Source organism: Chryseobacterium phosphatilyticum (assembly GCF_002899825.2).
Lineage (GTDB): Bacteria > Bacteroidota > Bacteroidia > Flavobacteriales > Weeksellaceae > Chryseobacterium > Chryseobacterium phosphatilyticum.
The window spans coordinates 523,514-549,883 of sequence record NZ_PPED02000002.1; the positions used below are offsets into that span (position 1 = coordinate 523,514).

General features: G+C 37.7%; 21 protein-coding genes. 8 read left to right on the forward strand and 13 right to left on the reverse strand.

Annotated features, from left to right (window positions below):
• The first annotated feature begins 59 nt into the window (after positions 1-59).
• From C1631_RS09445 to C1631_RS09455, 3 genes are read left to right on the forward strand one after another with little or no spacing between them, the layout of a single operon-like run.
• Positions 60-1,244 (forward strand): hypothetical protein, encoded by a 1,185-nt coding sequence (locus tag C1631_RS09445; protein ID WP_109711849.1) that lies wholly within the window; start codon positions 60-62, stop codon positions 1,242-1,244.
• A 15-nt stretch (positions 1,245-1,259) separates the two neighbouring features.
• Positions 1,260-2,681, forward strand: a complete 1,422-nt coding sequence (locus C1631_RS09450) for a hypothetical protein (protein WP_109711851.1) — start codon at positions 1,260-1,262, stop codon at positions 2,679-2,681.
• A gap of 24 nt (positions 2,682-2,705) precedes the next feature.
• Entirely contained in the window at positions 2,706-3,161 is a 456-nt protein-coding gene (locus C1631_RS09455; RefSeq protein ID WP_103247886.1) for a DUF1801 domain-containing protein, read from the forward strand.
• A gap of 187 nt (positions 3,162-3,348) precedes the next feature.
• Here the strand turns inward: C1631_RS09455 and C1631_RS09460 are convergent, their stop codons facing one another.
• From C1631_RS09460 to C1631_RS09480, 5 genes are all read right to left on the reverse strand, one after another.
• A complete protein-coding gene (locus tag C1631_RS09460; protein ID WP_103247890.1) occupies positions 3,349-4,617 on the reverse strand; it encodes a TolC family protein in 1,269 nt (422 codons plus the stop codon).
• A complete protein-coding gene (locus C1631_RS09465) occupies positions 4,607-7,717 on the reverse strand; it encodes an efflux RND transporter permease subunit (RefSeq protein ID WP_185144660.1) in 3,111 nt (1,036 codons plus the stop codon). Before C1631_RS09465 ends, C1631_RS09460 begins: the two co-directional genes overlap by 11 nt.
• Positions 7,718-7,791: 74 nt before the next feature.
• On the reverse strand, positions 7,792-8,895 hold the full coding sequence (locus C1631_RS09470; RefSeq protein ID WP_103247887.1) for an efflux RND transporter periplasmic adaptor subunit: 1,104 nt from the start codon (positions 8,893-8,895) through the stop codon (positions 7,792-7,794).
• 184 nt (positions 8,896-9,079) lie between these two features.
• Positions 9,080-11,752, reverse strand: coding sequence for a magnesium-translocating P-type ATPase (mgtA, locus tag C1631_RS09475; RefSeq protein WP_109711853.1), 2,673 nt, complete (start codon positions 11,750-11,752; stop codon positions 9,080-9,082).
• 23 nt (positions 11,753-11,775) lie between these two features.
• On the reverse strand, positions 11,776-12,474 hold the full coding sequence (locus C1631_RS09480; protein ID WP_103247889.1) for an MgtC/SapB family protein: 699 nt from the start codon (positions 12,472-12,474) through the stop codon (positions 11,776-11,778).
• 463 nt (positions 12,475-12,937) lie between these two features.
• Here C1631_RS09480 and C1631_RS09485 point away from each other — a divergent pair, with 463 nt between their 5' ends.
• Positions 12,938-13,804 (forward strand): EamA family transporter, encoded by an 867-nt coding sequence (locus tag C1631_RS09485; RefSeq protein ID WP_109711855.1) that lies wholly within the window; start codon positions 12,938-12,940, stop codon positions 13,802-13,804.
• A 59-nt stretch (positions 13,805-13,863) separates the two neighbouring features.
• On the opposite strand, the gene C1631_RS09490 is transcribed toward C1631_RS09485, so the two are convergent.
• Positions 13,864-15,225: a sensor histidine kinase gene (locus C1631_RS09490; protein ID WP_109711857.1), complete on the reverse strand. Its 1,362-nt coding sequence runs from the start codon at positions 15,223-15,225 to the stop codon at positions 13,864-13,866.
• Between the two features lie 19 nt (positions 15,226-15,244).
• Positions 15,245-15,946: a response regulator transcription factor gene (locus tag C1631_RS09495; protein ID WP_103248977.1), complete on the reverse strand. Its 702-nt coding sequence runs from the start codon at positions 15,944-15,946 to the stop codon at positions 15,245-15,247.
• Positions 15,947-16,047: 101 nt separating this feature from the next.
• Between C1631_RS09495 and C1631_RS09500 the strand changes: the two genes are divergently transcribed.
• On the forward strand, positions 16,048-16,716 hold the full coding sequence (locus C1631_RS09500) for a YiiX/YebB-like N1pC/P60 family cysteine hydrolase (RefSeq protein WP_109711859.1): 669 nt from the start codon (positions 16,048-16,050) through the stop codon (positions 16,714-16,716).
• Positions 16,717-16,868: 152 nt separating this feature from the next.
• A complete protein-coding gene (locus C1631_RS09505; protein ID WP_109712350.1) occupies positions 16,869-17,180 on the forward strand; it encodes an NIL domain-containing protein in 312 nt (103 codons plus the stop codon).
• Positions 17,181-17,400: 220 nt separating this feature from the next.
• Here the strand turns inward: C1631_RS09505 and murA are convergent, their stop codons facing one another.
• Together murA and C1631_RS09515 are read right to left on the reverse strand one after the other, a co-directional pair.
• Positions 17,401-18,708: a UDP-N-acetylglucosamine 1-carboxyvinyltransferase gene (murA, locus tag C1631_RS09510; protein ID WP_103248975.1), complete on the reverse strand. Its 1,308-nt coding sequence runs from the start codon at positions 18,706-18,708 to the stop codon at positions 17,401-17,403.
• Positions 18,708-19,373 (reverse strand): DUF4290 domain-containing protein, encoded by a 666-nt coding sequence (locus C1631_RS09515; protein WP_103248974.1) that lies wholly within the window; start codon positions 19,371-19,373, stop codon positions 18,708-18,710. The genes murA and C1631_RS09515 overlap by 1 nt, the downstream gene beginning before the upstream one ends.
• 188 nt (positions 19,374-19,561) lie before the next feature.
• Here C1631_RS09515 and C1631_RS09520 point away from each other — a divergent pair, with 188 nt between their 5' ends.
• Complete coding sequence (locus tag C1631_RS09520; protein ID WP_103250068.1) at positions 19,562-21,001, forward strand: alpha-amylase; 1,440 nt, start codon at positions 19,562-19,564, stop codon at positions 20,999-21,001.
• Positions 21,002-21,117: 116 nt separating this feature from the next.
• On the opposite strand, the gene C1631_RS09525 is transcribed toward C1631_RS09520, so the two are convergent.
• Complete coding sequence (locus C1631_RS09525; RefSeq protein ID WP_109711861.1) at positions 21,118-21,528, reverse strand: thiol-disulfide oxidoreductase DCC family protein; 411 nt, start codon at positions 21,526-21,528, stop codon at positions 21,118-21,120.
• Between the two features lie 5 nt (positions 21,529-21,533).
• Complete coding sequence (locus C1631_RS09530) at positions 21,534-22,001, reverse strand: heme-binding domain-containing protein (protein WP_109711863.1); 468 nt, start codon at positions 21,999-22,001, stop codon at positions 21,534-21,536.
• A gap of 434 nt (positions 22,002-22,435) precedes the next feature.
• Here C1631_RS09530 and katG point away from each other — a divergent pair, with 434 nt between their 5' ends.
• The gene (gene katG / locus C1631_RS09540) at positions 22,436-24,715 is read left to right on the forward strand and encodes a catalase/peroxidase HPI (protein WP_109711865.1); all 2,280 of its coding nucleotides are present in this window, start codon (positions 22,436-22,438) and stop codon (positions 24,713-24,715) included.
• A gap of 87 nt (positions 24,716-24,802) precedes the next feature.
• On the opposite strand, the gene C1631_RS09545 is transcribed toward katG, so the two are convergent.
• Together C1631_RS09545 and C1631_RS09550 are read right to left on the reverse strand one after the other, a co-directional pair.
• Entirely contained in the window at positions 24,803-25,219 is a 417-nt protein-coding gene (locus tag C1631_RS09545; protein WP_109711867.1) for a DUF3995 domain-containing protein, read from the reverse strand.
• Positions 25,203-26,369, reverse strand: coding sequence for an FAD-dependent monooxygenase (locus C1631_RS09550; RefSeq protein ID WP_109711869.1), 1,167 nt, complete (start codon positions 26,367-26,369; stop codon positions 25,203-25,205). Before C1631_RS09550 ends, C1631_RS09545 begins: the two co-directional genes overlap by 17 nt.
• Position 26,370: the final 1 nt, after the last annotated feature.

Sequence of the window (26,370 nt, forward strand, 5' to 3'; positions counted from 1 at the left end):
CCTTATTGAATTTGATGTTGATAAAATTATTATACATTTGCGCCGAAAAAACAAAACCCATGAATAAATTAAAACTACTTTTTTTAATTCCGGTATTTTATTCTTCGTTTTCGCATGCACAACGAATTGATAAAGAGACCATCAGTTTCCAGTTATTAAAGGAGCCTGTTTTTGCGACCGATCAGGGCAGTAGAAATTATACCATCACAGTAAAGTCTCCATATAATATTACCAAGGATGACGTTTTAAGACAATCTAAAGAAGATTATCAGAAACAGGTAGATAATTATCAGACCAACGTAGAATCTGCGAAACTGGAACATGCCGAAAGATTGAAGGATTATGATGCAGAGGTAAAAAAGCTTCAGGAAAAATACAAACTGGAATCTGCAGAATACAGCAAGCTATCTGCCGTTGAAAAAATAGCTGCAACAAACGGTGCTCCGGTATTAAGGATCCCATCAAGACCTGTTTTGAATATCCCTCCCGTACCCGTTTACAGACAACCTGATTTAAAAGATGCATTGATTGTAGATAATAAAATCCTTGCTTCCCAGATGGATATCACAGGATTTTCAAAAGGGGGAAGCAATCTTGATATTGTCATCGAAATGGAAAGAACAAATTTTCAGGATAATCAGGGAAAAACTTTTGCCAATCAGCCTACCAGAATTATTGGTAAACAAAACGGAGATATTAAGCTTGATAAAACCTATTTCTCTGATTTTACAGAAATCGCCAGTGTCCCAACTAATGAGATTAATCTGAATGCTCAGGAAAAAAGATTTTTACAGAGAACGATGGATCGTACAAGAAATATCATCAATGAAAATTTTGGGTATCAGACGATTAATTCTATGGTAACATTGTCTACCGTGAAGAATAAAGGAGAATATGATGATTTGGAAAAGGCTTACATCTATGTTACTACCAATCTTAAAAAGCTTCAGGCAAAATCTGATTATGCACCGAATAAAGTAGCGATGGAGAATATGCAGAAGGGAATTGATATCTGGAAAAATACTTTAACTAAGGTGAATTATCAGGATAAAAAAGCTGTTTACAACCAAAAGATTGGTGAATATCTTTATTTTAATTTGATAAGATTAAATATCGCTTTAGGAAATTACCAGGAAGCAGAAAAATACTTAAACGAATTACAGGAACATCTTGTAGACATTAAATTGTCTTATGATGCTAATCTTGAACTAAAAAGATTAGAAGAAAAAATTTACAATAACTAAGAATTTGAAAATAATATGATTAAACAAATTATTGCTTCAGCATTAATGATGACTTCCGTATGCTCTTTTGCCCAAACAAAAGTAACGGAGGGTACAAAATTTTCTGTTGATGCCAACCTTGAAACTGATGATAAGCTGGTACTGGCTGATGATTACAATTCATATATGTTCAGTGCCATCAACATTGACGGATTAATGAGAAATGTATATCCTCATAAAAAGTTGTTGATGAGAAAGCTGGATCAGAACGGTAGCCTGGTGGATACTTATACCAAAGATTATGCTAACAAAACCAACGGCGTCCTTCATAATTATCTGGGCTCCCAACAGATTGATGATGATAAGTTCGTAGCGTTTACGGAAGAATACTTTGGAAAAGAAAACAGGAAGGAAGTCTTCCAGCATGTTTTCAGTAAAAAAGACGGAACTTTTACAACAAAAAGTATTGCCAAATACAGCATCGAATCTGCTAACAGATCGGGAACTACCTATGTTCTTTTCTCCGAAAACGGAAAATATGCGGCGGTTTTTAATGACCGATTTGCCAATAAAAAGACAGATAATATCAATGATGTTCTGGTGATGGATCTGAGAACGCTTTCCCCGGTTTGGAATAAAGAAATTACTTTGAGCAGTGATTATGTGGAAAAATCTCTTGCGTTAACCAATTCAGCGAAAATTGTCGTATTGCGCAAAGCGGCAGGCTGGAAAGAGTCTTATAAACTGGAATTGGTTTCCAATACTGAAGATAGGGATCTTCCTTTTGATGATAAGTATATTCCTGAAAAATTGTATGCGATCAGCAAAAATGATAATGATTATCTGATTTCTTTCGGAAGAAAAAAAGCTGCAGTGACGATTGGTGCCAGTACTTTTGGAACAGTAATGTTTTATGATATGAAGTCGGGAAAAGCTGTAATCAGCAATACTAATCTTGGGGGAGATAAAGATATGAACGATGTAAAAGTGATCAAAACTATTATAAAAAATGATGATATTTTGATGGCTGTTCAGCAGGAAACTGTCACAAGACCAATGCCTTCTACAATGAATCGTTTTCCTGATCCTGTTTACAAACTGGAAGCAGGGATGCTGATGAAATTTAATAAAGAAGGTGAAGTGACACAATTTGTAGCTGCCGGTGCCTCTACAGGAAAAAGAATTCATGTAAGCGAGTCCGGAAATAACCTTTATATTTCTACATTTTATCCCAAAGGAGCTTTCGGGAACACTGGATTTTCTATGAAAGTTTTTGACTTCGCAACGCTGAAACCTCAGGAAGTAAGTCTTAGTTACAAAGGAGGAAATTTCTTCCAGAATTATGGTTTTGCAGATGGTAACATGATTCAATATATTCCTAATGTGAATAAAATGATGTTTTTACAAAAGAACGGTAAAGATGTGCAAATGTTTAGTGTGTACAATTTTATAAAATAATTGTACTTTAGAAAAAAATAAAATATGCAGATTCAAGCAGTTTCCATAGAAGATTATATCTCAAAAATTCCTGAAGAGAGACAGGAAGGTTTCAGAAAACTTTTTGAGACCATCAGTCAGAATTTGCCGAAGGGGTTTGAGGAAAATCCAAGTTATGGAATGATCGGATGGGCTGTACCTTTGAAAACATATCCTGCCGGTTATCATTGTACTCCCGGGACACCGTTACCATTTATCAATCTGGCTTCCCAAAAGAATTTTATAGCCTTATATCATATGGGATTATATTCTACCCCTGAAATTCTGGATTGGTTTGTGGCAGAATATCCAAAACATTCAAAGAAAAAACTTGATATGGGTAAATCCTGTGTTCGCTTTAAAAAAGTGGAAGATATTCCTTTTGAGCTCATTTCTGAATTAAGTAAGAAAATGACGGTTGAAGAGTGGATCGGTATTTATGAATCTCAGTATAAGAAATAACAAAAGCCCTGGAATCAAATAGATTTCAGGGCTTTTTTGAATGAGGGTAAGGTTGTAACTTATAAGTTGGAAGAAACTCGCTTGAAAATGAAAGTGTTTTTTTAATTGAGCCTGCTTCTGTTAAAAGGTTATGGAAGTTAATGACTCAAAAATTGTTTTCAGCTACCAGCTTTCTTTAGTTTTATTATTAGAATTCAATATCCCAGATTCCTGCTTTACGTTCCAATTCGATTAGGGCTGCTGCATTATCTGCAAGGGCCTGATAATAATCTTTTCTTACATCATTATAGGTACGCTGTGCATTTAAAACTTCGAGAATAGAGCTTTCTCCTCTTTTATAGCTGTATATAATACCATCCAATATACTTTTAGCTTCTGTGAGCATTCCGTTGTGGAATTGCTTTACCTGCTTTTGAGTAGCTGTATACTGTTGATAGGCTTGCATCACTTCAGCTCTTATTCCCTGTTCAATCTGTTGATACTCGATCTGTGCCTGAGAATGTGCCATTTCAGCTATTTTTAATCCTGCATTTCTTCTGTTGGAAAATTTCAGGGGAATGCTAAGGCCTACCTTTACAGCATTTACTGTTGGAGATGGAGCTATTTCGTTAGTAGCTTCGGTATGTCTTTCTGCACCGGCAGTTAATCCTAAGTCGATCATACGATTAGCCTTTTCAAGGTTGATCTGGCTTTTAGCTACCTGTGTGTTTTGTCTGGCTGCCAATACATCTGCTCTTTCATTCAATGCCTGAAGAATCAGATCATCAGCATTGAAATCCCTGTTGAAAGCGTTAAAATCTCCATCAACATCTCTGCCGGTTATTTTGTTATCACTCAGAAATACGGATAAGTTGGTCAGAGACTGTTGCTCTTCACTTTCAGCCTGATAAATGGAATTGAGAAGGGAGGCTGCTTCTAATTTACTTTGTTTTGAGGTAACCAATGATATGGTACCTAATTGATATCTGATACTATCAGATTTTGCCAGTTGAAGCATATTTTGATAAGAATCCTGTTGTACTCCCAGTAAAGATTTAGTTTTTAGTGCCTCAATATATCCTAAGCTCGCATCTGCCCGAAGGTTTCTGAAAAAATCCTGTAATTGTATTTTACTCAACTCTGATTGGTTTTTGGCCAGATTTATTCTTGCTTTCCTTTTTCCTCCCAGTTCCAGGGTCCATCCTATGGAAGTGCCATACACGTATCCCATATTTTTATTAACACCATTGTTGGTGGTTTCCACTTCCAGCTGAGGATCGGGAAACATAGTTGCAGTTTGAATGGCTGCTTCAGCCATACTTACGTTATATTTCTGTGATGCATAGCCAAGATTTTTCTTTCCGACAAGACTCAGGTATTCACCAAAACGTAAAAGTTCTTTTTCCTGCGCCTTTACCATTCCTGTCAGGCTCAATACGATGACAGATACGATAATAAAATGAAAGCTAGTCTTCATATGTAAGTGTTTCATCTGATTCTGAATTTTGTTTTTCGCTGCGACGTTCAGCCATATAATAAATAGCAGGTAGCACGAATAGGGTTAAAATAGTAGAGAACATAAGTCCATAAACGATTACTGTTGCGAGAGGTCGCTGTACATCCGAACCAATTCCTGTGGCCAGTGATGCCGGAAATAGGCCGATCACGGCAACGGTTGCAGTCATCAGAACCGGTCTGAAACGATCATGTGCTCCTTTGATTACTGAATGTTTCAGGTCATGACCTTTCTTACGCAGATCATTGATATGAGAAATCATAATGACTCCATTCTGAATGGCAACTCCAAACAATGCGATGAATCCTACTGCTGAAGAAACGTTCAGAGACATTCCACGAATATTGAGAGCCAGCATTCCTCCGAATAATGCCAACGGAACAATTGACATCAGTACCAAAGCCTGCTTAAAGTCTCCGAATGCACCATACAATAACAAAAACATAATTGCCAATGCCAACGGAACAATAAATGCTAACCTGGAATATGCTCTGTTTTGGTTTTCGAACTGACCTCCCCATTTGATCTGGTATTTTTCATGGTCATATTTGATGTCCGTTTCAATCTTATCCTGAGCTTTTTTCAGAAAAGAAGAAAGATCTGTACCCCGCAGATTAAGTTTTACCGTAAGATGTCGCTTGTTCATTTCACGGGTAATGGTACTTTCACCGGTACTTAATTTCACTTCTGCCACCTGTGATAAAGGAATTTTGGCTCCTGTAGCGGAGGTAAGCATCAGATTTCCGATTTTGTCAGGAGTATCGCGGCTGTCTTCGGTGTAACGACAGGAAATATCATACACTTTGTTTCCAATAAAAATTTGTGAGATTGCTTTTCCACCCAGTGCCACTTCAATAAGATCGGCGACATCCGCAACATTTAATCCATATTGTGCAATTTTATCTCTGTTGGCAATGATCTGCAGCTGAGGTAGCGGAGGCTCCTGATCGATAGCAAGATCAGCAGAACCGGGAATTTTATGTAATGTTGATAAGACGTTTTCTGCTATTCTTCTCGTTTCCTTAAAATCATCTCCATATACCTTTACGACAAGCTCACTATGCGCTCCGGAGATTTTATCCATCACGCCATCAATCATCGGTTGTGAAAAACCGACAGTGAATCCCGGCATATCCTTATAATCTGCTGCAAGTTCTTTAATGAGATCTGCTTTTGTTTTTCCGGATGGCCATTGGTCGTAGGGCTTTATACCTACGGATACTTCAAAGTGGGAAGCGGTCCATGGGTCTGTTCCGTCATCATTACGGCCGGCCTGAACCATCATATAGGTGATTTCTGAGTGTTTTAAAGTTCTCGTACGTAAGGTGTCACTCATTTCTTTTGCTTTAGCCAAAGAAATTCCGGGAGGAAGTTGTACCTGGAGCCAGATAGAACCCTCATCCAGTTCAGGCAGGAAATCTTTTCCTACGCTGTAAGATAAAACTCCGGCAGATACTAAGACGATACTTAAAGGAAGTATGACTTTTCTTGGAACCTGCATTATTTTTTCTATTCTTTTTCCATAAGCAGCACTTATTTTTTCCAGCCACCTATTATGATATATTTTTTGCGGTTTCCGGTAGATAACATAAGCAAGCCCCGGAATGAGAAGCAGGGCAACGGCAAGAGCTCCCAGCAAAGCATAACCAACCGTAAATGCCATTGGAGTAAATAATTTTTTCTCTACCCTTTCAAAAGCAAACAATGGAAGATAGGCGGTAATGATAATGATCGTGGAAAAGAAAATGGGTTTGGCCACCTCAATTACTCTTTTGGTAATTGTTTTTTCTTCCAGGGCTTCTTCCGGATTATCTTCTCTTTTCTTAAGAATAGTTTCCAGCATTACAATGGCTCCGTCTACGATAATCCCAAAATCGATAGCTCCAAGAGAAAGAAGATTGGCCGGGATATTGGTAAACTGCATCAGGATAAATGCAAATAATAAAGACAGTGGAATGGTAATGGCGACCAACAGAGCCCCTCTCCAGCTTCCAAGGAATACAATAAGGACAATAATAACCAATACGATTCCTTCTGTCAGGGTATGAGAAACGGTGTGAAGGGTGGTGTCCACAAGATCAGTTCTGTCCAGAAAAGGATGAATTTTGACTCCGGGTGGAAGAGTTTCATTATTCAATTCCTCAACGGCCTTGTGAACACCTTCAAGAACCTGTGACGGGTTTTGTCCTCTTAATAAAAGAACAATACCTTCTACACTTTCAGAATAATTTCTTTTTCTGTCAGTATAGCCCAGAATTCCTTTTCTTTCAAGGTTTCCATACTTTAATGTTCCTACATCATTCAGAAAGACAGGAACTCCATTTTCAGTTTTTACGACTATTTTTCCAAGGTCGTCAAGATCCTTTACCAAACCTATTCCCCGAATTACATATGCCAGATTTCCACGGGGAAGCATACTTCCTCCGGCACTGACATTGTTTTTGGAAATAGTTTCTGTCACTTCGGAAAGTGAAAGTCCGTATTGTTCAAGTTTATGAGGATCCAGCTCAACCTGAAACTGAGTGGTAATCCCTCCGAAATTGGTTACATCGGCAATGCCTGAAACCTGTTTGATACGAGGAATAATGACGAATTTTTGTAAATCTGTCAGCTCACGTAAGCTATGGTTATTACTTTCGATAATATAACGATATACTTCGCCGATAGGAGAGGTTAGCGGATCAAGTCCGGGTTGTGCACCATAAGGAAGATCTACATCGGATAATCTTTCCTGTATACGTTGTCTTGCCCAGTAATCATCTACACCATCATCGAAAACCATGGTGATAATAGAAAGCCCGAAAGTACTTTTGCTTCGCATTACGTGCATTCCGGGAAGTCCGTTTAAAGCGCGTTCCAGAGGAATGGTGATTTGTTGTTCTACTTCTTCGGCTGCCAGTCCCGGAACCTGTGTCACTACTTGTGAGGTTACATCAGCAATGTCGGGGTAGGCTTCTACAGATAATTTGGTCCAGGAATAATATCCGAAGAACCCCAGTAAAAGGAAGAGGGCCAGCATGAGCCATCTCTTCTGTATAGAGATTGTAAGTAATTGCTTCATAATTCTTAATTTGTGTACAAAGTTTTTACATGCATTGAGCATGCAGATAATTTATACATTGAACTTCATGTACATTATTTTGCGTCCAGCATATAAATTCCGCCTTCTGTCATAATGGTTTCTCCCGGTTTCAATCCCGAGGTAATTCTTACTGTTTTCTGATCTGTTTCTCCTGTAGTAACCGAGCGTTTGGCAAATTGATTTTTACCTGTTTTTACCCATACATATTGAGAGCTGTCCTGCTGCATCAAAGCTGTAACAGGAATCATGATTGTTCTTGTTGGAGTAGTTGAAAAATTAACGGTGGCATACATTCCCGGTTTTAATTTTCTGTCCGGATTATCACATTCAATGAGTACTTTTATGCTTCTGGTGCTCTCGTCTACAATTTCGTTGATATGATAGACTTTTCCGGTGATATTTCTATCCGGATAAGCACTTACCTTTACAGAAACATGATCTCCGGTATTGACAAAACGGATGTCTTTTTCTTTTACATCACCGGAAATCCATACTTTGGATAGCTCAGCGATAATAATAACCGGATCAGCATCACCTTTCAGGTATTGACCGTTAACAATTTTGTTGGAAATAATTTCTCCATTGATCGGGGCTCTTACAATAAGAGGACTTCCGATACCTCCTCCTTTACTATTGTATACTTTTAAAGCAGAAGTAGCATTGGAAAGTGAAGTTTTTTTATTTTTAAAATCTGTTTCTGCTTCATCAAGTTCCTTCTGAATTCCTACTCCATGTTTTACCAGATCTTGCTGACGTTTATAATTTTTCTCCGCAAGCTGTACATCGTTCAATGCATCCGTATAATCTTTCTGAACTGAAAAATAATCGGAAGAAAGAATCTCGAAAAGGGGACTGCCTGCTGATACATTTTGTCCTAACTGAATGAATGATTTTGTAATTCTTCCTGAAAATGGGCTTGCAATTTCTGCATAATGATTTGGGATAGCCTGAATAGTTCCTGCCGAAATTACCCCATCGCTATGCTCCTGCTCGGAAATCACTTCGGTTTTGATTTTTTTGAAAACAGGATTGTTTTCCGGAATGATGACATTATCACCTTTTACGAGGAGCTCCTGATCTTTAGCGGGTTCACTTTTGGAATTTTTACAAGAGGTAATCACTGCCAAAAGTATAATTGTTACTATTATTCTTTTCATATAAAATGGGTATAACAACGAATTAAATTTTAGTTTTTATTTTCAATCTTTAGGTGTGTCTTTAGAAAGTTTTTTCTGCCTGCTTTTTTTTGCTGCAAAGGTATTTTCATCGATTGTAATAGTCTGTTAGAAAGCCTTTAGAAAGCTATTAGAAAACGATTAGAAAGAGAGACGTTTTTGAGTATTAAAGCCAGTAGCCGAATTTTTTGATAAACCACTGTTTGACAAACTGAGTGAGGATACAATATCCGGTAAGAATTCCGATCAGATAAGGGAAATAGCTTAACGGAAGAGGTTGCATCTTCAGGTATGCAGCTATAGGTGTAAAAGGAATCATAATTCCGATTAACATAATCAAACTGGTTAAAGCAACTACAGGAGCGGTAGCCCAGCTTTGAATAAACGGAATTTTTTTAGTTCTGATAATATGAACAATCAAGGTCTGGGAGAGTAGTCCTTCCACAAACCAACCCGTTTGGAATAAGCTCTGATTTTCAGGTGTATTGGCTTTGAAAATAAAGAACATAACTGCAAATGTCATATAATCAAAAATGGAACTTAAAGGACCAATACACAACATGAATTTTTTAATGCTTTCAGCTTCCCATTTTTTTGGTTTCTCCAGAAAGTCTTTATCCATGGTATCCCATGGAATAGAGGATTGGGAAACATCGTACAGTAAATTTTGGGTTAAAATCTGTAACGGAAGCATCGGCAGAAACGGTAGCAGAGCACTTGCCCCGATCATACTGAACATATTCCCAAAATTGCTGCTGGCAGTCATTTTTATATATTTTACAATATTTCCAAAGGTTCTTCTGCCATAGATGACTCCACTTCTGAGTACCATCAAATCTTTTTCCAACAAAATAATATCCGCACTTTCTTTGGCAATATCTGCTCCTGTATCTACAGAAATTCCCACATCAGCTTCTTTGATTGCTGCTGCATCATTAATGCCATCGCCCATAAATCCTACCGTATGACCTTTTGATCTCAGTATTTTTACGATACGTTGTTTTTGTAACGGATTTACCTTGGCGAAAACAGAATAGAGATCCATATCTTTGCTCAATTCTTCGTCACTTACGGTATCCAATTCATCCCCCAGCATAATCGTATTGACCGGAATTCCAACATCATGACATATTTTTTTAGCCACAATATCATTATCTCCTGTTACTACTTTTACTTCAATACCTAACTTGTATAAAGCTTTGATGCTTGGCTCTGCAGATGGTTTTGCAGGATCAAGAAAACCTATAAAACCTGTTAATGTCATATTATTTTCGTCTGCTACAGAATAGTTCAGGGGGTGGTTTCCATCGAATTCACGAATGGCCACCAGCAATACCCGTAATCCTTCGGCATTAAGTTTTTCGGACATTCTGATAATTTGCTGTTTCATCAAATTATCCAAGGGAACAATATTGTCATTTTCAATATGGAGACTGTGATCATCTCCCGGATCCAGAGCATAGGTACATAGAGAAAGCATTTCTTCTACGGCACCTTTACAAATCATCAGATGCTTACCCCTGGAAGTATTTAAAATAACGGACATTCTCCTTCTTTCAAAATCGAAAGGAATTTCGTCTACTTTCAAATAGAGCTCATCAGCCTTCATCATGTTGTGAACCTCTGCATGATCCAAAACCGCCTGATCCAGTAGATTTTTAAGCCCGGTTTGATGAAAGCTGTTGAGGTAAGCCCATTTCAATACTTCATCATCGTCAATACCACGAACATTGAGGTGGGTTTCCAGTACAATTTTATCCAGAGTAAGGGTTCCTGTTTTGTCGGTGCAAAGGATATCCATTGCTCCGATATTCTGAATTGCATTCAACCGTTTAACGATCACTTTCTTTTTACTCATGTTGACAGCTCCTTTAGCCAGATTAGCTGTGACAATCATGGGAAGCATTTCAGGGGTAAGCCCTACAGCTACGGCAATAGCGAATAATAAGGCCTGCATCCAGTCACCTTTTACCAATCCGTTGATAAGGAAAATAACCGGGGTCATCACCAACATAAACCGGATGAGAAGAAAGCTTACTTTATTCACGCCAATATCAAAGGCTGTTTCCGGTCTTTTGGACACCAGACTTCTACTGATGCTCCCGAAATAGGTGAAAATTCCGGTGTTGGCAACAACTACTGTTGCTGATCCGCTTACCACATTGGTTCCCATGAAACAAATATTTTGCAGGTTTAGCGGATTTTGCTCTTTGGCATCCCGGATAGGGAAGGCATTTTTTTCTACGGGAAGCGCCTCTCCGGTCAGAATGGATTCACTGATAAAGAGATCTTTGCTTTTCAGAATTCTGCAATCAGCTGGAACCATGTCTCCTGCTGAAAGAATGACAATATCTCCCGGGACAATCTCGGAAATTTCAATTTCTTCACCTTCTTTAAACTTTCTTTTGGTGAGGCAACTTGTTTTAACCATTTTCTTTAAAGCTTCTGCAGCCTTGTTGCTACGGAATTCCTGGATAAATCTTAAAACAGTACTCAACAGAAGCATCACCGAAATAATAACGGTTGTGCTAAGATCCTTTTCTTCTGCAGGGGCAAGAATTACATCAATACATAATGAAATTACAGCAATACATGCCAGAATATAATTAAAGGGATTAAAAAATGAGTGGGCAAATTGTTTTATCCAGGAGGGAGCTTTTTGTGTTGCGATCTCATTTTTACCATACATTTTCAGACGGTCCTTTACTGTGTTTTCGCTAAGTCCTTCTTCTGAAGTTTCCAGCATGGCATAAACCATTTTCTCGTTCTCAGATGCCGCTTCTTTCAACTTTACAAGCGCTGCTGAATTGAGATTTTTGTTTGAGGATTTTTTTAACATCGTTTCAGTTGTTATTTCAAATGTTACAAATCATTTTCAGTACCTATAATTTCCCAGCTTACCTTGATAACTTTATCTTCGATCGTTAATCTGCTGGCTGTTTTTTCCATAAAACTATCCTGTGGAGTGGAGGCGTGTACTTCTGCCGTAATGATGGCATTTTCAGGAAGTCCGTTATCATCGCTGGTAAGGGATTTTAGTAATACTTTATCATTTCCGCTTAAAGATTGCATAAGCTGCACCCGAATATGGTTTTCTACCTCACTTTTACATTTGATCGTAATCAGATATTCAGTGTAATGACTTCTGCTGTTGATATTGTTACTTAATTTTAACCCTAAAGGGCGGAGAATAACATGAGTAAGAATAATAAATCCGCTGGTGATAGCTGCTTCAAAAGGAAGCCCCATAGCACTGAGAGCACCAACAGAAGCTGAACACCAAATGGTAGCGGCTGTATTCAATCCCCGAACGGTTAACCCGTCTTTCATAATGACCCCGCCACCCAAAAAACCAATACCGCTTACAATATAAGATGCTATTCTGCCTGTGGCATCTCCCCCGATCCTTATGGATAGAAGAACAAATGCGGCGGAACCAAGGCACACCAGAGTGTTGGTACGGAGTCCGGCACTTTTCTGACGCCATTGTCTTTCAAAACCAATACTGGCGCCAAGGGAAAATGCGATAAAGAGACGAAGTGTAAATTCTAATGTGGTCATAACCTTTCTGTTTTTTATAGCATTCAGCAGCTATACAGAAGAAGGGTATAGGGTTGAATACTTAGTTGATGTAATAATGGGATGAATCGGTATCCATAGTGATTTTTATTTGCTGCAAAGGTATTGTGAGCCTTGGAAAAAGGCTGTTAGAAAGGTCTTAGAATGTTATTAGAAAATTATTAGAGAAATTACTGAGCTGTATTTTTTAATAAAATATTAATGTTTAATAATAACTGCTTTTCTAGGGTAGAAGCCATTAGGGGCGAGTGGTTTACTTTATATAATATCCAGGAATTTTGAAAAATAAACCAGCATCTGTATCCATTGTAAAAAACAAAATTTCAATACATTTGTGGGCAAACTATTATAGATCATAAACTCGAATGATAATGTATATAATAAAGTTCGCTTAAGTCCGGAAATTCTTTTCCAAGGAGGTTTATAACAAGATGAGATTTTAGAAATGAAGAATTCAAACATAGCGATTCCCGCAACGCTTTTAGCGATTATCTGTGTGCAGGGAGGTGCCTCCATTGCCAAGCAGCTCTTTCCTCTGATAGGACCTATTGGCACTGTCACTTTGAGGATTGTATTATCAGCTATTTTGCTAACCTTGATTAACAGGCCAAAATTTTTACAGTTTACAGCACAAAAATGGAAATACTGTGCGATGTATGGGGTTGGTCTGGCAGCGATGAATCTTATTTTTTATATGGCCATTCAAAGAATTCCATTGGGATTGGCGGTTACTGTAGAATTTGCGGGGCCTTTATTTCTTGCACTGGCACTTTCACGCAAATTGTTGGATGTTGTATGGGCATTACTGGCTTGTATCGGGATATTACTCATTGTCCCATGGCAGAGTGATCATGTAGATCTAATGGGACTTGGATTGGCTTTTCTTGCGGGAATGTTTTGGGCTTTATATATTGTTATGGGTGGTAAAGTTGCCAAAATTATGGATGGAAAAGATGCTGTTACTACCGGAATGTTATTCGCAAGCCTTGTCATTATCCCATTTGCTACATGGGACGGAGCTGTATTCAATCTTACACCTGAGATTTTTGCGAAAGGTTTGGGAGTGGCAATTTTATCAAGTGCATTACCATTTTCACTGGAAATTATGGCGCTCAAAAGGTTGCCTGCAAAAACTTTTAGTATTCTGATGAGTTTGGAACCTGCATTTGCCGCCCTTTCGGGATTGGTGTTTCTGGCAGAAGAATTGAGCTTTTTACAGTGGATCTCCATTATTTGTGTAATAGCAGCCAGTATAGGAACGACTGTTTTCAATAAGAGAGGAAGCCATGAAGAAACAACTTCAAACTTATGAATGAAAAACTTTACATTTTCACCAACTTAAGTGTTTAGGCTTTGTGGCTTTAAAAAAAATTAGAGAGTAAATTTCACCGTAAAAACAGTGGCCTTATCATCTGATGTTACTTTAATAATAGCATTGTGAAGATGAATGATTTTTTCAGTAAGGAAAAGCCCGATTCCATATCCTTTTTCTTTTTTTGAATTCTCACTTCTATAGAAAGGCTCGAAAATATGTTCTAAATCTTCCTGAGAAATAATGATTCCTGTGTTGATAAAACTGATGTGAAGGGTTTCGGTTTTTACTTTTACATTTATGGAACACAAATGTTCCGGTGAATATTTGCAGGCATTATCAATGAGATTATTAAAAGCAACCTGTAAAAGATATTCATTACCCTGAATAACCAATTGATGTTCTTCTACCGTATCCTCAATATTCAATGTAACTTTGTATTCCTGATTTTCCCTGATGGTTTTCGAATAGGATTCGAGGAGAATTTCATCAAGACGTACTTCTGAGAAACTGATTTCATTCGGGTCATAGCTTGCCTTGGCAAGATCCATTAAACTATTGGAAAGTTTAGCCATATTGCGGGCATCATCCAGTGCATATCGAATGGTTTGCTGATACTCTTCCCGGGTCTGTTTTTTTTCAGAAGCCAGCTCCAGTTCGGTAATTATGGCAGATAGAGGAGTTCTGAGTTCATGGGAGATATTAGAAACGAAATATTTTTGAGCGTCAAAAGAATTTTCAAGGCGTTCCAGCATTCCATTGAAGTTTTGAGCCAATTCGTTAAGCTCATCCTTTTTTTCTCCGGTTGTTTTGAGTCTTAGCTGCAATTTTCCGGCAGTAATCGTTTTAATCTGGCTGACCATTTCACTGAGAGGGTACAATGCTTTTTTTGAAAGAAAAATCCCGGCAAGATAAATCAGGATTAAGATGCTGATAAAAGCAATAATACTGATGGTCAAAAGATGAGTGAGGAAATCGTAGCCATATTTGTCGTAAGCGGCGGCCGTTACTGCGTATGACTTTCCATTATAATGATACACCATCCCGATAACCTGTAAATTATCCAGAAAAAAATTGATTTTCTTTTGACTGAAGATCTCCGAAAGCATTTCCGGAGTTTCTTTTACATAGTCTACTTTAGCATCATCATGATAAATAAGCTCCTTATTGATACTATAAATAGCCACCTGAACTTCATTGAGAGTCCTGTTGTTGTTCTTATACAATTGATGCATTTCCTGCTCGGGAAGTGAGCTTTGAAAAAACAGGTCTGCTTTGGCAATCGCCTCGTTTTGTAGTTCGCTGTAAAAAGATTTTTCTCTGGCTTCCTTTGATGAATAATAAATTGAAATGCTATAGATACCCAATAGCAATGCAGTGATTAAAGTAAAAAGCAGTGTAAGTCTGGTTCTTATTTTCATCTTTATATTTTTAGTTCATCTATATAGTGCCTGTTTCGTAGTCTTTTTTGAGAATAAATCCCATTCCAGCTTTGGTATGGATCAGCTTGATGTCAAAATCTTTATCAATTTTCTTTCGGAGATAGTTGATATAGACATCAATAAAGTTGGTTCCCGTATCGAAGTGTGTTTCCCATACTTTTTCTGCAATTTCAGTGCGGGAAAGAACCCTTTCGGAATTTTCCATCATGAATTTCAGCAGGTTAAACTCTTTTGGGGTTAATTTGATAGGAGTATGATTACGGCTGACTGTTTTTTGCTCCAGATTCATTTCAATACCTTCATATTTAAGGACAAAAACCTGTTGTTGTTTCTGTTGAGAAAAACGCTTTAGAAGAACTTTAATTCTTGCAACCAGTTCTCGCATTTCAAAAGGCTTTGTCATATAATCATCAGCTCCGGCATCAAATCCTTCCAGTTTATCATCTGTTGTTCCAAGTGCGGTCAACATTACTACCGGAAGATTAGGTTTCAAAACTTTTATTTCATTACAAAATTCAAGGCCACTCTTTTTAGGCAGAACAATATCAGTTATAATAAGGTCAAAATTGGTCTGTAGAGCCAGCTTTAGCCCTGTTGCTCCGTCATAAGCCATACTTACTTCAAAGGAAGCTTCCTGAAGACCTTTAGCAATCAGTTTGGAAAGCCTGTCATCGTCTTCAACTAATAAAATATGTGGCATAAGAATATAGGGAATTTTTAAGTTGGTGCGAAGTCCGATCAATACTTCACACAAATGTAATGAATTCTATTTTGTAATTTTGATAATGAAATAATAATCAGATGTCAGAATTGAAAATATCTTTTGATAAAAAAATAAAAAAATCAGTAGTTAAAGGATTTTTATTCTTTTGGATTTTAGCATTAATCAACTGTAGCTCTTATCAAACCTCGCAGCTTAAAAATGGGGATTTACTTTTTGTAACTGCAAATGAAACCGGTCTTTCAGGAGCCATAAATAATGTAACACAAAAGCAAAAGATAGCTTCTTTCGATCATATCGGGATACTGGAAAAAGAGGGAAGTAGAATGTTTGTATTGCATGCTGCTCCTAAAGGAGGTTCTCAAAAGCAGAGTCTTACTGCATTTATTGAAGATCAGAAAGCAGATAAACAAAGAGTAATTGTGTATCGCCTGAAACCTGAATATCAAAAAGCAATTCCGGCAGCTATTCAAAAAGCAAATTCAATGCTTGGTAAACCTTATAACTTTAATTATATCCTGAATGAGAACTCATATTATTGTTCGGATTTTGTAGAGAGGTCTTTCAGGAGTGATCAGATCTTTTCTCTGGAGCCTATGACTTTCATTGATCCTAAAACGGGAAAGACGAATGTATTCTGGGAAGAATTTTATAAAAAGAAAAATATAAAAGTTCCTGAAGGGGAACCTGGATGCAATCCCAATGGATTGGCAGGCTCAGAAAAACTGGAAAGAATTACAGAACTATAAAATAATAAAGAAGCTCATCGGCTTCTTTTTTTGTTAAAATTTAAAAAATATTAGTCTACTAATTTGGTGGACTAATATTTTTTTATATTTTTGTCACAGATTTAACGCAATAGCAAAATGGACTGAATATGTTTAACCCAAAATATTTAGCAATGATTACACCTAATCCTAGCCTGCAGGTTTTGCAAAATAAATTAAACCTGCCCAAAAAAGAACTGATCCTGGAAATAGAGTTGAATGGCAAAATGAAATTTGAACATTTAATGAATACCATCTATAATCAGTTCGGGATTTGCCACAGAGTGTTGTCAGCTAATGTGGAATATGTGAACGGATATAGCTTTGGGACAGTTCAATTATACATTAATGTCAATTCAGAAGATGAGCAGCAACTTGATGTCTATCTGAATAAAAATAAACTTTTAAGCACATCGGTGGAGTATACCTGCCGGAAATATTCTTAAGAGAGATTCATATAGTTTTAATTACGAAAGTGTCCGGTATTGTATCGGGCACTTTTATTTGTATTAAATAATATTTTTATTCTCTCGAAGGGATTCAGCAGAAATCAGATCCTTAGTGCCTCCTCAATTCTGATCATAATCTCCATTAAAGGAGTGTCGGTGGGGGATAAAAAAAGCGCCCAGATTCCTCTGAACGCTCTATAGTAATAAAAATAAATTTCTAGATTCTTTCAATATCAGCACCGATTGCTCTTAATCTTGCATCAATATTTTCATATCCTCTGTCGATTTGTTCGATGTTGTGGATAATAGACTTTCCTTCAGCAGAAAGAGCTGCAATCAGAAGGGCATTTCCTGCTCTGATATCCGGGGAAACCATTGTTGTTCCTCTTAACGGAGCTTCCTGGTTCAATCCGATTACCGTTGCTCTGTGTGGGTCACATAAAATAATCTGAGCCCCCATATCAATTAATTTATCAACGAAGAATAATCTGGATTCAAACATTTTCTGGTGAACCAAAATACTTCCTTTAGCCTGAGTCGCTACTACCAGAATAATGGACAATAAATCCGGAGTGAATCCCGGCCATGGCGCATCAGAAATGGTAAGGATAGATCCATCAATAAATTTCTGAATTTTATAATGTTCCTGAGCCGGAATATAGATGTCATCACCGCTTTGTTCAAGCTCAATTCCCAATTTTCTGAATGTATTGGGAATAACTCCCAATTGGTTCCAGTTTACATTTTTAATGGTGATTTCAGATTTTGTCATGGCAGCAAGACCAATCCATGATCCGATTTCTACCATATCCGGAAGCATGGTATGCTCAGTCCCTCTCAGGTATTCTACCCCTTCAATGGTAAGAAGGTTAGAACCGATTCCTGAGATGTTGGCTCCCATTCTGTTCAGCATTTTACATAATTGCTGAAGATAGGGTTCACATGCTGCGTTGTAAATTCTTGTTTTTCCTTTTGCCAATGCAGCTGCCATTACAATATTAGCTGTTCCGGTTACAGAAGCTTCTTCCAGCAAGATGAATTTCCCTCTGAGCTCTTTTGCTTTTAATGAGTAGAAATATTCCTCTTCATCATAATTGAATTCAGCGCCAAGTTCCACCAATCCCTGAAAGTGAGTGTCCAGTCTTCTTCTTCCGATTTTATCCCCTCCCGGAGTTGGCATATAGGCTTCTCCGTAACGTGCCAACATAGGGCCCATCAACATAATGGATCCACGTAATTTAGCCCCGTCTTTTTTGAATTCGTTGGATTTTATATAATCAAAATTAACCTGATCAGCTTTAAACGTATAATCACCTTGTCCGTTTTTAGTCACTTTTACTCCGAAATCACCCAGAATTTCAATCAACCTGTTGACATCGTGAATGTCAGGAATATTTTTAATTCTTACTTCTTCGTCAGTTAATAAAACCGCACACAAAATTTGTAGAGCTTCATTCTTAGCTCCTTGTGGAGTTATTTCACCCTGCAGTCTTTTTCCTCCTCTTATTTGAAATGTTCCACTCATTATTTTCTGTTTTTATGATTATTGTTGTGCCTTTTCTTGTTCGTTTGATTTTTGTTGTTGTTATTATTGTTGTTCCGGTTGTTATTATTGTTATTGTTTCGGTTGTTATTGTTGGTATAGTAGATCTTGCTTTTTTCAAGAGAATCAATTCCTGTAAGATCCAGTCTGTTTTCAGACAATTCTTTTAAATGACGAAAAATAACATCATCCGTTACATGTTCTTTATTATATACATTATATGACTTCTTCATATTATTGGCAATGACTTCAATAAGCGCCTCTTTTTCATCGCCCATTTCCAGTTCAATTGCTTTTTCTATTAATTGAAGAATACTTTTTCCGTAAAATTTAAAATCACCTTGAAGTTTTGGGTATTCCATCCTTTTAGGTTTTTCTGCCAATTGTTCCATAGTTGGAAACGGATAAGGAGATTCTACGTCCAAATCATAACCTGACAGAATAAAAAGATGATCCCAAAGTTTATGTTTATAATTTTCTTCGTCACGAAGTTGTGGGTTTCTCTGACCCATAAAATCGATGATTGCCATAGCCATTTCGTTCCTTTCCTCTTTGGTAGGAAGTTCTTTACAGCGCTCAACCAACTGTTGTATAATTCTGCCGTATTCCGGCATATGAAGCTGAGTTTTTTGGGTATTGTATTCCATAGAATGCAAATATATGCATTAAAAGAAAAATTGTTTCGAGAATCTTAAAAATTTATGATTTTTTAATGAAAATATAGATTGAGATTTTAACTTGATTTCCTGTTGGAAATTTAAATATTTCACCTTAAAATGAATTTGTTTTTAATTAAATTGTATATTGGTTGATATATTGGTAATTAAATACAGTAATGAAAAAAAAATACTTTCTGCCTTCTATACTGGCTTTAGGGCTTATCACTTCCTGCCAGAATAATGATGAAATTGGTAATAAGTCTCCACAACAGTTGGAAGTCCATAATAAAACGGTCCATGTAACCCATCATGACGGGAGACCATTTAGTACAGGAAAAGGTTCCGGATCAGCACAAGGGAAATTTATCGCAGGCCCTGGTGGGGGAGTTTTAATGCAGGGATTCTATTGGGACGTCCCGGAAGGAGGGAACTGGTGGAATACCGTTAAAGATAAATTAACGGCATGGTCTAACGCCGGAATTGGTGCAGTATGGCTTCCTCCGGCTTCAAAAGCTCAGAACGGCCCGTTATCAATGGGGTATGATCCTACGGATTATTATGATTTTGGAAATTTTAATCAAAATGGAACAGTAGAGACACGCTTTGGGTCGAGAGCGGAATTGGAAGCTTTAATAACAAAAGCTCATGCCGAAAATATGCAGGTCTATGCTGATATTGTTATCAATCATAATAGTGGTGGTCAATCTGAGGCTAATCCTTTTACAGGAACCAATACCTGGACTGATTTTTCCGGAGTAGCTTCAGGAAAATTTCAGAGGAACTATAACGATTTTTATAAAAATGCTTACGGAAACAATGACGAAGGTTCTTTTGGTGGATTTCCGGATTTGTGTCATGCGAATCCTCACGTACAGGATTGGTTGTGGGGTAGAGATGATTCTGTGGGAAAATACTATAAAAATGTCATGAAATTTGACGGATGGAGGTTTGATTACGTAAAAGGTTTTGGGCCCTGGGTGGTTAATACCTGGAACTCTAAAGTGGGTGGATTTTCTGTGGGTGAATTATGGGATTCCAATGTGAATACCTTAGAATGGTGGGCAAATAATGCAAACAGCTCCGTATTTGATTTTGCTGCCTATTATAAAATGGATGAAGCTTTTGATAATGGAAATCTGAATGTGTTGAATGACGATATGATGTGGAAAAGAAATCCATATAAAGCAGTCACTTTTGTAGCCAATCATGATACGGATATTATCAATAATAAAATGCCGGCCTATGCCTATATTTTAACCCATGAAGGCTATCCTACAATTTTTTACAGAGATTATGAAGAATGGCTGAATAAAGAGAGAATGAATAACCTGATCTGGATTCACAACAATAAAGCTACCGGAACGACTTCGATTTTGTATACTGATAATGATGAATATATTGCGAGACGTAACGGTTATAATGGTAACCCGGGATTGGTCGTCTACATTAACACATCTTCCAGCTGGCAGGAAAGATGGGTTGAAACCAACTGGAGTGGTCAGCAAATCAAGGATTTTACCGGAAATTCAAACTGGTACCCTACAACGCAGGGAGATAAATGGGTGAAAATTCAATGTCCGCCGAACAGTTATTCGGTATGGTCGCTTAATTTATAAGTAATGAGTAGTAACTCTGAGCCAGGAACCTGTTTATGAGTATTTATCCCGCAGATTTTGCTGATAACGAAAGCTATTTATAACGAAAGTATCTGTGAAACCTGTGGGAGATTATACTAAATCTGAATAAATTTTTTTTTCTGGTGCTGATCAGGTAAATAACATTTCTGATTGGCGAGTTTCATCCTGTTCCTTGAAATGGTATCGTAAATGGTGTCACTAACAAATCTGGGCATTATTTTTCCGATAACAGAGAGTTTATAAATTCCGCCCAACAGGTCTGCAATTTTAAGTACTGCTCTGGATTTAATCAGGTAGTATCGTCCCGGTTTCCAAAGGTACATGGTGTTGAATTCTTTTGTATCCAATCCTCTTTCAGAAAGAAATTGCTGGCCAAATTCAGATTGCAGAGAAGCAAACATGAATTGATCTTTTTTATCTCTCTCCAGAATCCATTGTACCCAGAAGTTGCAGACTCCGCAGTCGCCATCAAAAAATACAATATGTTTATTTTGCCAGTTTTCCACAATTTCTATTTGTTAAACATGATTCCTCTTTCGGTGTCTTCTTTTATCTTTTTAAAATATCTGACAAGATCTGTACGTTGATCATCGGTCAGTTTTGCATTCTGATGTCCAATATAATAAGATTCAAGAGGCATCTCTTTCTTTTCGATCATTTCAATACATTCTTCGATTTTATGAAGTTGCCTCTGAGGTTCATATACTGCAAAGGTAGAAAAATTCAAATGTTTCCTGCCTTCATTAATATGATTTTTAACCCACCATGAAAAGGGTGAAATGCTGGTATACCAGGGGTATTTTGTTTCGTTGGAGTGACAGTCATAACAGGAGGTACGGATGGTTTTGGCGATGGGATCCGGTGTCTTTTTTATTTTCAGAAAATCCATGCCGGGAGTAGGAGCCGGATTGGTCTTATCAATAGGAAAAAACTGAATGATAATGAATGCCACAAGAATGACAACTAATATTTTTTTCATAGATGGTCATGTTTAGGGAAATATAAAGATAGGTATTTTTTTTGAAGGATCATGATGAGGTGAGAAGTTGGGAGAAGGGAAGTTGGTGATGCTTCAGGATGAAGTAGAAATACTTTTTCCAAGTGTATATTGATGAGTTTCAACAAGTATTCTGTAGTTTTTTCTGTCTATAATCGCTTCGTTCTTTCAACTCTTTCTCCTTACATTGAGTTATTCTAAATAGAGCAGAGGTAGCTGAACGGATTTAAAAAATGAGTAACTTAATACCACAATTGTGTCTTTACTCAAATGTCGGCGAAAATATTTATTTATAGTTTTTAACTATCATTGAAATAACTATTAATAGATTGTATTTATTGAGTGAACGTTGTAAGTTTGTCACATTCTTATAACAAATAAAATTATTAATCAATATAAAAAATAAATAAACGACAATGGAAAACGATTTGAATGACATCAGTAAATGCCCGTTTCACAACGGAACCATGAAAAAGAATGTAGCAGGTGGCGGAACCCAAAACCAGGATTGGTGGCCTGATCAGCTTAGAGTAGATCTTCTTCGTCAGCATTCATCCCTGTCTAATCCTATGGACAAAGATTTTGATTATGCTGAGGCATTTAAAAGTCTTGATATTGAAGCGGTAAAAAAAGATCTGCACGCTTTAATGACTGATTCACAGGATTGGTGGCCGGCAGATTTCGGACATTACGGACCTCTTTTTATCCGTATGGCATGGCATAGTGCCGGAACTTATCGTGTAGGAGATGGTAGAGGAGGAGCCGGAGCAGGACAACAACGTTTTGCCCCGTTGAACAGCTGGCCCGATAACGTAAGTTTGGATAAAGCAAGAAGATTATTATGGCCGATCAAACAAAAGTATGGCCGAAATATATCATGGGCTGACCTTTTAATTCTTACAGGTAATATAGCCCTTGAATCAATGGGATTCAAAACATTCGGGTTTGCAGGAGGACGTGAGGATGTCTGGGAACCGGATGCAGATGTATATTGGGGATCAGAAAAAACATGGCTAGGCGGTGATATACGTTATGCTCACGGTTCAGAAGGAGTAGTAGAAGGACACTCTGCGGTGCTTCCTACAGATGATGATGCAGATGGTGATATTCATTCCAGAAATCTCGAAAAACCATTGGCAGCAGTGCAAATGGGACTGATCTATGTAAATCCTGAAGGACCAGACGGAAATCCTGACCCCATCGCTGCCGCTAAAGATATCCGCGATACCTTTGGGCGTATGGCTATGAATGATGAGGAAACCGTAGCTTTGATTGCCGGAGGACATACTTTTGGAAAGACTCACGGTGCAGGTCCTGCAGATCATGTAGGCAAAGAACCTGAAGGAGCAGGAATTGAACAACAAGGATTAGGTTGGGCAAGCAGCTATAAATCGGGAAGCGGAAGAGATGCTATTTCCAGTGGTCTGGAAGTAACCTGGACGGAAACACCTACCGAGTGGAGCAATTATTTCTTCAAAAATTTATTTGAAAATGAATGGGAATTAACGAAAAGCCCTGCCGGAGCCCATCAATGGGTTGCAAAAGACGGAGCTGAAATTATTCCTGATGCATTTGATTCTTCTAAAAAACACAGGCCAACCATGTTGACAACAGACCTTTCGTTGAGACTGGATCCTGTGTACGAAAAAATTTCAAGACATTTCTATGAAAACCCTGATGCATTTGCAGATGCGTTTGCAAGAGCCTGGTTTAAATTAACCCACAGGGATATGGGACCACGTGCCCGTTATCTGGGGTCTGAAGTACCACAGGAAGAACTGATCTGGCAGGATCCTATTCCTGAAGTAAATCACGAACTTGTTGATGCTAATGACATTGAAAATCTTACATCAAAAATTTTACAATCAGGATTAAGTATTTCTGAACTCGTATCTGCTGCTTGGGCTTCTGCCTCTACTTTCAGAGGGAGCGACAAACGTGGTGGTGCAAACGGAGCAAGGATCAGGCTGGAGCCTCAAAGAAGCTGGGAAGTGAATAGCCCTGCACAATTGCAAAAAGTATTAGGTGTATTGGAAGGAATTCAAAAAGAATTTAATGATTCTCAAAACGGAGGCAAGAAAATATCTCTGGCAGATCTTATTGTCTTAGCAGGAAGTGCAGCAGTGGAAGCAGCAGCAAAAAATGCAGGACATGAAGTGAAAGTATCATTTGCTCCGGGAAGAATGGACGCTTCTCAGGAACAAACCGATATAGAATCTATGGGCTATCTTGAACCGGTTGCTGATGGATTCCGTAATTATCTGAAAAGAAAATTCACTGTGTCTACAGAATCTTTGCTGATTGATAAAGCTCAGCTATTAACGCTTACTGCTCCTGAACTGACCGTTTTGGTTGGGGGTATGCGTGCTTTAGACACTAATTTTGACGGATCAAAGAATGGAATTTTTACCAATCGTCCGGGAGTTCTAACCAATGATTTCTTTGTCAATCTTCTGGATATGGGAACACAGTGGAAAGCCATGTCAGATGATAAAGAAGTTTACATAGGTACAGACCGTAAAACAGGTCAACCAAAATGGACGGCAAGCCGTGCAGATCTTGTATTTGGATCAAACTCTGAATTGAGAGCTATAGCTGAGGTGTATGGAAGTGCGGATGCACAAGGTAAATTTGTGAATGACTTTGTGGCAGCCTGGACAAAGGTGATGAATCTGGACAGATTTGATCTGGTTTAATTCATAAAATTATAGTAAAAAAAGCGGTTGGCTCATTTCGAGGCAACCGCTTTTTTATGAATATCACTGATTCAGATTTGAAGTGTATTATAAGCTGACTATCTTAAGAATAAAAAGTATAAAAATAGTCAGGCATAAAGGGGAATAATACCTTTTATCTAATCTGGCAAAATTCGTTTCATTGACTTTTTTGAAAAATCCAACATATTTGAAATCACCGATGCTTCTTATTAAAAAGATAAGGGCTACCAGGGCCAGTAAGGACGTGTAGATCTTCTGGGGGATATAATCAGAATTTCCAAGATTCACCAATATTATGAAGCAAGTAAGAACTGCTCCAACCCCGAAAGAAGCAACAAAACCGGGAGCAAAGAGTGGAACACCTGTCGGAGTTGTAGGAACAGCTTGCTGTTTCCCCCAACTCCCTCCAAAAGCCCAATAGATGTGGATAATTGCTATAGAAGCAAGAATTAAAGTTAAAGTAAAATTACAAAATAGATTCATAGGAGTAAATATCTAACATTTTTTTGGTATCTCCGTAAGCTAATTGGGAAGGAATTGCACTCATGATGGTATTTCTCAGCCAAATTCCTGTTGCATTATTAAGTTGAGACATTTTACCGATTTTCCGGCTTCTTTCCACAACCCATGATGCTTTACTTCCCCGGATTTTATTGAATTGAGCCAAAGCTTCTTCACTTTCATATCTTTTTAGACATTCGGAAAATACATACGCATCTTCTATGGCCTGGCATGCACCCTGCCCCAGATTGGGAGTCATGGCATGGGCAGCATCACCTATGAGACAAACATTATTTTTATGCCATAATTCCGGGGTTTTAAAATCCTTAATCTGTCTGGTGATGATCTCATCTTCATGGGTATTACTGATGATCTCCAAAACAATGGGGTGGAAATCTGTATATAAATCATTAAGCTCATTTAACGAAACAGAAGTATATTGACCATGATTATTGATAAGAGCATACCAATATACCTGATGATTATTGATTTTTACAAAACCAAAACGTTTGCCTTTCCCCCAGAGTTCATTGAGTTCTTCTTCAAATTCGGACATTTCCATATGTGCGATCCCTCTCCAGCATAATTGCCCCGAATCACGCATGGTTATTTCAGGAAAATAACTATCCCTTACTTTGGAATTGACACCATCAGCTCCTATAATCATGTCAGATGTACCAAGGGTTGAGTCTTCAAAATGCATATTCAATTGATTATGAACTGCAGTGATGCGATCTAATTTTTTTCCCAGAAGGGTTGGACTTTTAATTTTAGAAGTGATAATGTTGTAGAGTTTTTCTCTATGAATAGCGACCATATCTACGCCATATAATTTAGAAAAAGGTTCTATATTGACACAAGACAGGACTTTTAAGTTTTCATTAGTGATATTCATCCTTTTCAGAATATTACCTTCTTGCTTCAGCTCTTCATGGAGACCTAATTTTTTCATGATCTGCATTGCATTACAGGCTAGCATGATTCCTGAACCTTTTGTAGACTGCTCTATGGTCGTAGATTGTTCATAGATTGTAATATTATGGTAACCTGATTGCTCTAAAGCATAAGCTAAAGTAAGTCCGCCTATTCCTTTGCCGACAATACTTATCGACATTTCATTATTCTTTATCATG

What these genes read in the sequence shown, in the direction of transcription:
- C1631_RS09445 (WP_109711849.1), top strand. Translation starts at nt 60, where the DNA reads ATGAATAAATTAAAACTACTTTTTTTAATTCCGGTATTTTATTCTTCG.
- C1631_RS09450 (WP_109711851.1), top strand. Translation starts at nt 1,260, where the DNA reads ATGATTAAACAAATTATTGCTTCAGCATTAATGATGACTTCCGTATGC.
- C1631_RS09455 (WP_103247886.1), top strand. Translation starts at nt 2,706, where the DNA reads ATGCAGATTCAAGCAGTTTCCATAGAAGATTATATCTCAAAAATTCCT.
- C1631_RS09460 (WP_103247890.1), bottom strand. Translation starts at nt 4,617, where the DNA reads ATGAAGACTAGCTTTCATTTTATTATCGTATCTGTCATCGTATTGAGC.
- C1631_RS09465 (WP_185144660.1), bottom strand. Translation starts at nt 7,717, where the DNA reads ATGAAGCAATTACTTACAATCTCTATACAGAAGAGATGGCTCATGCTG.
- C1631_RS09470 (WP_103247887.1), bottom strand. Translation starts at nt 8,895, where the DNA reads ATGAAAAGAATAATAGTAACAATTATACTTTTGGCAGTGATTACCTCT.
- mgtA (WP_109711853.1), bottom strand. Translation starts at nt 11,752, where the DNA reads ATGTTAAAAAAATCCTCAAACAAAAATCTCAATTCAGCAGCGCTTGTA.
- C1631_RS09480 (WP_103247889.1), bottom strand. Translation starts at nt 12,474, where the DNA reads ATGACCACATTAGAATTTACACTTCGTCTCTTTATCGCATTTTCCCTT.
- C1631_RS09485 (WP_109711855.1), top strand. Translation starts at nt 12,938, where the DNA reads ATGAAGAATTCAAACATAGCGATTCCCGCAACGCTTTTAGCGATTATC.
- C1631_RS09490 (WP_109711857.1), bottom strand. Translation starts at nt 15,225, where the DNA reads ATGAAAATAAGAACCAGACTTACACTGCTTTTTACTTTAATCACTGCA.
- C1631_RS09495 (WP_103248977.1), bottom strand. Translation starts at nt 15,946, where the DNA reads ATGCCACATATTTTATTAGTTGAAGACGATGACAGGCTTTCCAAACTG.
- C1631_RS09500 (WP_109711859.1), top strand. Translation starts at nt 16,048, where the DNA reads ATGTCAGAATTGAAAATATCTTTTGATAAAAAAATAAAAAAATCAGTA.
- C1631_RS09505 (WP_109712350.1), top strand. Translation starts at nt 16,869, where the DNA reads ATGATTACACCTAATCCTAGCCTGCAGGTTTTGCAAAATAAATTAAAC.
- murA (WP_103248975.1), bottom strand. Translation starts at nt 18,708, where the DNA reads ATGAGTGGAACATTTCAAATAAGAGGAGGAAAAAGACTGCAGGGTGAA.
- C1631_RS09515 (WP_103248974.1), bottom strand. Translation starts at nt 19,373, where the DNA reads ATGGAATACAATACCCAAAAAACTCAGCTTCATATGCCGGAATACGGC.
- C1631_RS09520 (WP_103250068.1), top strand. Translation starts at nt 19,562, where the DNA reads ATGAAAAAAAAATACTTTCTGCCTTCTATACTGGCTTTAGGGCTTATC.
- C1631_RS09530 (WP_109711863.1), bottom strand. Translation starts at nt 22,001, where the DNA reads ATGAAAAAAATATTAGTTGTCATTCTTGTGGCATTCATTATCATTCAG.
- katG (WP_109711865.1), top strand. Translation starts at nt 22,436, where the DNA reads ATGGAAAACGATTTGAATGACATCAGTAAATGCCCGTTTCACAACGGA.
- C1631_RS09545 (WP_109711867.1), bottom strand. Translation starts at nt 25,219, where the DNA reads ATGAATCTATTTTGTAATTTTACTTTAACTTTAATTCTTGCTTCTATA.
- C1631_RS09550 (WP_109711869.1), bottom strand. Translation starts at nt 26,369, where the DNA reads ATGATAAAGAATAATGAAATGTCGATAAGTATTGTCGGCAAAGGAATA.